Consider the following 6,147-nt stretch of genomic DNA (forward strand, 5'->3'; position numbering starts at 1 on the left):
AGGCCAATCGGCTGCTCGGCGAGGGGGCGCTCACCCAGGCCGTGGACGTGCTCGGCGCCGCGCTGCCGGTCGCCATCGCGCGTCGGGGCGAGCGTGACGCGCTCGTCCTCGGGCTGCGCCAGGCGCTCGCGGACACGTTGCTGGCCGACCGTCAGTTCCGCCGCGCGCTGCCGGAGTTGCAGTATCTCGCCGGCATCTTCGCGGCGGACGGCGGTCCCACCGATCCCGAGGCGATGGAGTACGGCCGCCAGGTGGCCGCGTGCCTGGAGGAGTTGGGCGACCTGCCGGCCGCGCTCGGCGAGTACCGGCGTCTGCTCGACCTGCACCGGCGCGCGCCCGACGGCGACGTGTACCGAGGCTTCGACCTGCGAGAGCGGATCGGTCTGCTGCTCGCCGCGCTCGGTGATCCGTACCAGGCGGAAAGCGTGCTCGTACCGCTGCTCACCGAGGAGGAGCACCGGCTCGGCCCGCAGCACCCCAGGGTCGCCACGCTGCGACAGCATGTGCAGCGGATCCACGGATCGACCGGTTTCCGGCATCGCTGAGACGCCGGGGCCGTACGCGTACGGGGCGCTGCCCGGCGGCGCCGACGCGTGCGTCGTGGATCACACGAATCACCGGCTTTCGGGTGTAACGCGTCCGGTGCGTCGCGGCGTTCTTGCCGTGACGTCGAGGCGCGGAGGAAGCATGTCGGGTGCCACCGGTACCAAGGGCGTGGACTTCGAGGAGTTCGCCCAGGCCCGCAGCCCGCAACTGCTGCGCACGGCCTGCCTGCTCACCGGGGATTGGCACCTGGCGGAGGACGTCGTCCAGGAGACGCTCGGCAAGCTCTACCGCTCGTGGTGGCGCATCCGCGTGATGGACGCGCCCGTCGCGTACGCGCACACCACGCTCGTGCGTACCTTCCTGTCCAACCGACGGCCCCGCCGCTCGACCGAGCGGCCCAGCGACACCATGCCGGACGCCCCCGCGCACCCGAGCGGCGACGTCGAGTTGCGGCTGACCCTGCTCGACGGCCTCTCCCGGCTCCCGCCGGCCGATCGCGCGGTGTTGGTGCTGCGGTACTGGGAGGACCGCTCGGTCGAGGAGGCCGCCTCGGTGCTGCGCGTGACGCCGGGGGTGGTCCGGTCGCGGTCGATGCGGGCGCTGGCGCGACTGCGCGCGGTTCTGGGCGACCAACTGCCCGATCTGGCACACCGATGACGCGGCTCGCACACCGCCCGGGCCCGGGCCCGGACCGCTCGGCCGGCCCGCGCCACACATGTTGTTCGCGTTCGACCGGAAGGAACCGGTGATCGGCTCGTGCCCACCGACGACGACTTCGAGCATGCTCTGCCCGGAGCGCTGCGTTCGGCCGTGGAGGGGTATCCCGGCCCCAGTCCCGACCTCATCCGGCGCGGCATCGCGCGCGGGCGGCAACAGCGCCGGGCCCGAGTGCTCGGCGGCGCGGCGGTCGCGGCGGTCCTGGCGGTGTCCGGCGTAACCGCGGTGAGCGCACGGCTCGGCCCGTTCCACGGGTCGTCGGCACAGTCCAACCCGGCGAACGAGCAGACCCGGCGAGACCACCCGCCGACCGCGAGCCCGTCGCCGACCGACGCGACGCCGTCGTCGGCGCCGTCGGGGTCGGCGTCGGCGTCGCCCGAACGGATCGATCTGGTGCCGCTCCTGGACAAGGCCCTCGGCGCCGGCGCGCTGACGAACGGGTCCGGGACCTTCGATGTCTCGAACCCGCCGCTGACCCGCCCCAAGGCCGTGGTGTCCGGATCGTACGGAACCGACGGACGGACCACGAAGGTGCAGGTGGAGATCTCCCGTCCCGTTGCCGGCTCGGACGAGGCCAAGGTAAGCCGGTCGACCTGCGTGGTCGGCACCGGCGTCACCGCGGAAAACTGCCGGCTCACCACGTTCCCGGACGGTTCGCGGCTGGCGCTGTGGGTGGAGAAATCGGCGCCGCCTCCCCAACCGAGGACGACCGATCGGGTCACGGCCGTGTTCACCCGAACCGACGGCGGACAGGTCTCTGTCACGAGCGGAGACGAGCCGGTGCCCACCACCTCCGGCTCCGGCGAACCGCTCCTGACGAAGGAGCGATTGATCGACGTGGCCCAAAACCCGGTCTGGGAGGCCGTCCTCGCCAAACAGCCGTCGACTCGCGACCGGCTGCTGTCGCTCGTGCCCTCGATGCTGCCGAAGGAAGTGAACGTGGCGGTGACCTCCGGCGACAACGAGCACGCGGTGTTCACCATCGTGGACCCCAAGGGAAGTTCCGACGTCGCCGTGCACCTGCTGGCGAACTCGGGCGGCTCCTACCGCACCTGCGGCGAAATAGCCGATCACGGTATGTGCGAAGCCACCGAGCTGCCGGACGGCACCCGCCTGGTGAGCACCACCGCCAAGGACGCCCAACACATCACGACCGGCGCGCAGGTCTGGGAGGTCACCGCCTACCACCCCAACGGCCTGCGGGTCGTGGTCACCGAGACGAACTCGCGGGAGAACCTCCTTCGCCCCAGTCCACTGTTGACGCGCGAACAACTCGGTGCGCTCGCGGCCCACCCACGCTGGCACGGCTGACCGACCGGGGCGGTGACGGCCGGCCGGTCGGCCGGTCGGTCGTGCCGGGCCCACCAAACGCCTCGTTCGTCCGCTCCGCTCCCGACTTCGGCCGGGAGCGGGCATTTTCTGCCACTTGTTTCCCCGCGCTCTTCCGCAGGAGCCCACCCATGGGCGACCGTGGAGTCATCGACGCGCGGAGGGGGTGACGTGGCGATGGAGACGCCGGAGGTATCACTGCCCTGGTTCGTACTCGGCGTTGCCGGTGCACTGTTCTCGCTGGCCCTGCCGTGGTTCCAGACCAGGACCTATCGCCGGGCGAGGGCGCTCGGCTTCGACGAATCGCGCTACCCGGTCGGCACGGACACCGTGTTCCGCGTGCCGATCACGCCGCTCAAGGTCTATGCCGAACCGGTCGCGGCGCGAGCGGTGGGGCTGCCGCTCGGCTGCGTGGGGGCGGTGTTGTTCCTGGTGTTCGGCCTGTGGCCGTCGATCGTGACGTGGTCGGTGTGCGGCGGCGTGACGATCGCGCTCACGCCGGTTCGGCGCGCACTCGGCCTGCGTGTCGTACACCGGATCGCCCGCGACGTGCAGTTCCACGGCGGCCCGCTGCGCGACCGCGACGGCACCGCGATCGCGGAGCAGACCTGGGGCACGGTGGTCCGCACGTGGTACCGGCACGAGTACCGCGACCGGCCGCCCGGCGAGGACGACCTGTCGGTCGCGGTGGTGTCCAAATTCTGGTGGTTGGCGGGGCATCTGCTGTGCTGGCCGGTCACGTTGCCCGGCACCCAGGTCGTGCAGACCGCGATGTGCCAGAACCCGGCCTGGGCACTGGGCCATGTAGGCGACGACGCAGGCGCCCCGTGGCTCGCGGACCTGGGCGAGGCACGAACCCCGCTACGCCACGACGCATCGGGCCGGAACCGCCAACCCGCCCCGGAGGGGTGAGGCTTCCGTCGTACGCCGTCCACCGACCGACACGCGTCGTCCACCGACCGGCACACCGACGGGCTCACCGACCGATCATCGAAGCCGCTCGGTCGAACCCGCCGGCCCGAACCCACCGGCCCGAAGCCGCCCGAACCCGGCCGACTCGGCAATCCCGACCGACTCGACCGCCCCGACCCGCCCCGGCACCCGCCGCTTCCCCCCTCACCCGGCTCGGACCCGGCAGGATGGCCCCATGGATCTAGGACTTCGCGATCGCGTGTATCTCGTGACCGGCGGCACCCGCGGCCTCGGCTTCGCCACCGCCCGTGCCCTCGTCGACGACGGGGCCAAAGTGGTGGTCTCCGGGCGCGACGAAAAGCGCGCGGCGGAGGCCGCCGAGGCGCTGGGCGGCCCCGAACACGCTTTGGGAATCGCGGCCGACAACGGCGACGGCGCGACCGCCGAACGGCTCGTCGCCGCGGCCCTGGCTCGCTTCGAGCGCCTGGACGGCGCGCTGGTGAGCGTCGGCGGCCCGCCCCCCGGCGGGATCACCTCGATCGAGGACGACCAGTGGCGGGACGCGTTCGAATCGGTGTTCCTCGGCGCGGTACGGCTCGCGCGCGCGACCGCGGGAGCCTTGGTCGCGGGCGGCTCGATCGGCTTCGTGCTGTCGTCGTCGGTGCGCCAACCGATCCCGGGGCTGGGCGTGTCCAACGGCCTGCGCCCCGGCCTGGCCATGGTCGCCAAGACCCTCGCCGACGAACTGGGCCCGCGCGGCATCCGCGTCTTCGGCCTGCTCCCCGGCCGGATCGACACCGACCGCGTCCGCGAACTCGACACCGCGAGCGACGACCCCGAGAGGACCCGCGCCCGCCAGGTGGCGACCGTCCCGTTGGGCCGCTACGGCACCCCGGAGGAGTTCGGCCGGGTGGCCGCCTTCACCCTCTCCCCCGCGGCGTCCTACGTCACGGGCGTCATGCTCCCCGTCGACGGCGGCCTGCTCCGCACGCTGTAACGGCCGACCCGAAACACCAACGATCTCGGAGCCGCGGCCCGGGGACCCGCCCCGACGGCCTTCGACTCCAAGATCGTTCGTGTTCGGCCGGCGTTCCCACCGGCCGGCGGCTGTTGCCCACCGGCCCGAGTTCGGGCCCGTACTCAGTCCAGATGCCGCTTCGGCAAGCCGCGGCTCGTGCGCAGCGTCAGCACCGACGGCAGTTCCGTCAGTCCCACCGACTCGCGCGCGTTGGGCAGTACCCGCTCGCGCACGGCCGTGAGCAACGTGCGCGGCTCGCAACCGGGTTCGGCCCGGATCAGGACCCGAAGCGTGGGCCCCTTGCGGTGGCGGACCAGATGCGTCGACACGTGCTCGACGCCGCCCACCTCCGACAGGTCGTCCTCGATCGCGTCGGCCAACGCGTTGCCCGACACCGTCAGGGTGTCCGCGTCGTCGCCGACCATCCCGTGGCCGGTACCCAGCCCCGAGGGGCCCTCGCCCGCGTGCTCCGTGTGGTCCTCGACCCGCAGCGAGCGCACCGGGCGGCGGCCGAACTGCGGCAACAGCCACCACAGTGCGAGCACGAGCAGCAGGCTCGGCGCGCCGAAGGCGGCCCACCACCACCATTCGTGATGGCTGAGCCGCTCGGCCTGACTGCTCGTGATGAAGGGCTTGTCGGCCGTCCGCAGCCGATCCGGATACCAGCCCCGGCCGCGCGCGGCGACCGCGAGACCGGCACCGATCAGAGCGAGACCGACGACGAACAACAGGATCCGGTTGCTGACCGTACGCATGGCCGCCTCACCTCCCGCTGACCGGTTGCAGGCGCAGGTCCACGCGTGGCACACGCGCGAGCGTGAGCGCCCTCGCGCGTTCCTCCAGTCGCTCGGTCAGCTCGTCGTGCAATTCGTCGGGGTCGCGGAAGTGGTAGTCCACCCGCAGAACCGCCTTGCGGCGGCCCATCCGCACTCGGGCGTCGAGGACGCCCGAGGACGCGAGCGCGGTGTGCCGCAGGAACGAGGCGGCAGTACGTCGGGTCATGTATACGGTCATCCGATCACCGGGCGAACGCAGTCGAAGCAGGGTGCGTCGGCCGGGGGTGAGCGCGAGCACGACGAGCCACAGCCCCACGACCGCGGCGATCAGGCCCGTCGCGATCACCGCGCTGTCGCGCCACTCGTGTGTCTCGGCCCGTTCCAGCAGGTCGCGGGACCAGCGCGGCGCGCGGTCTACCTTGGCCATGATCCCGATGAACAACGCGGTGCCCGCGACGCCCGCGGCGATCAACGCCACCAGGCCCGACGGCAGCCCGCGCGGCGACCACGCCCGACGGACCTTCGCGCCGTCGCCCCACGCGTCGGGCTCGCCCGCCGGTTCGTTCGCCGACGAGCCGCCTTCGGCCGCCTCGGGAGAAGCCTGAAGACTCACTCCACTCTCCTCTTGCCGTGCCCCCCTCGGGTCAACCGGCCGACCGTCACGTCCACGCGGGCGACCGGCATGCCGGTCAGATACTCCACGTCGGCGCGAACCCGCTGCCGGATCGACCGCGAGATGGCGACCACGCGCCCGGGATAGGGCACGTCCACGTCGAGTTCGACCGTCGCGTAGTCGTGGTGCATCGTCGCGCCCGCCCGCGGTGCGCGCAGGACGGTGTCCGGGGCGGC

The 6,147-nt window shown here is 72.5% G+C and carries 7 protein-coding genes and 1 pseudogene; 5 read left to right on the forward strand and 3 right to left on the reverse strand.

Annotation, left to right across the window (positions count from 1 at the left end):
• From GT354_RS46770 to GT354_RS46790, 5 genes and pseudogenes are all read left to right on the forward strand, one after another.
• A pseudogene (locus GT354_RS46770) lies at positions 1-545 on the forward strand (serine/threonine protein kinase); the annotation flags it as partial.
• A 142-nt stretch (positions 546-687) separates the two neighbouring features.
• Complete coding sequence (locus GT354_RS46775; protein ID WP_161363761.1) at positions 688-1,203, forward strand: SigE family RNA polymerase sigma factor; 516 nt, start codon at positions 688-690, stop codon at positions 1,201-1,203.
• 99 nt (positions 1,204-1,302) lie between these two features.
• Complete coding sequence (locus tag GT354_RS46780; protein WP_161363763.1) at positions 1,303-2,574, forward strand: hypothetical protein; 1,272 nt, start codon at positions 1,303-1,305, stop codon at positions 2,572-2,574.
• Between the two features lie 189 nt (positions 2,575-2,763).
• Complete coding sequence (locus tag GT354_RS46785; RefSeq protein WP_161363765.1) at positions 2,764-3,504, forward strand: hypothetical protein; 741 nt, start codon at positions 2,764-2,766, stop codon at positions 3,502-3,504.
• Between the two features lie 235 nt (positions 3,505-3,739).
• A complete protein-coding gene (locus tag GT354_RS46790) occupies positions 3,740-4,501 on the forward strand; it encodes an SDR family oxidoreductase (protein WP_161363767.1) in 762 nt (253 codons plus the stop codon).
• A gap of 143 nt (positions 4,502-4,644) precedes the next feature.
• On the opposite strand, the gene GT354_RS46795 is transcribed toward GT354_RS46790, so the two are convergent.
• The 3 genes from GT354_RS46795 to GT354_RS46805 form a co-directional block, all read right to left on the reverse strand.
• On the reverse strand, positions 4,645-5,277 hold the full coding sequence (locus GT354_RS46795; protein ID WP_161363770.1) for a hypothetical protein: 633 nt from the start codon (positions 5,275-5,277) through the stop codon (positions 4,645-4,647).
• A gap of 7 nt (positions 5,278-5,284) precedes the next feature.
• Entirely contained in the window at positions 5,285-5,911 is a 627-nt protein-coding gene (locus tag GT354_RS46800) for a DUF6286 domain-containing protein (protein WP_161363773.1), read from the reverse strand.
• The coding region (locus GT354_RS46805) for an Asp23/Gls24 family envelope stress response protein (protein WP_161363775.1) at positions 5,908-6,147 on the reverse strand (240 nt) is incomplete at its 5' end. The genes GT354_RS46800 and GT354_RS46805, both read right to left, overlap by 4 nt.

It is taken from the genome of Streptomyces sp. SID3343, from assembly GCF_009865215.1.
GTDB lineage: Bacteria > Actinomycetota > Actinomycetes > Streptomycetales > Streptomycetaceae > Embleya.

Excerpts from the sequence above, each read along its gene's own strand:
- GT354_RS46775 (WP_161363761.1), top strand. The coding sequence starts at position 688 with ATGTCGGGTGCCACCGGTACCAAGGGCGTGGACTTCGAGGAGTTCGCC.
- GT354_RS46795 (WP_161363770.1), bottom strand. The coding sequence starts at position 5,277 with ATGCGTACGGTCAGCAACCGGATCCTGTTGTTCGTCGTCGGTCTCGCT.
- GT354_RS46790 (WP_161363767.1), top strand. The coding sequence starts at position 3,740 with ATGGATCTAGGACTTCGCGATCGCGTGTATCTCGTGACCGGCGGCACC.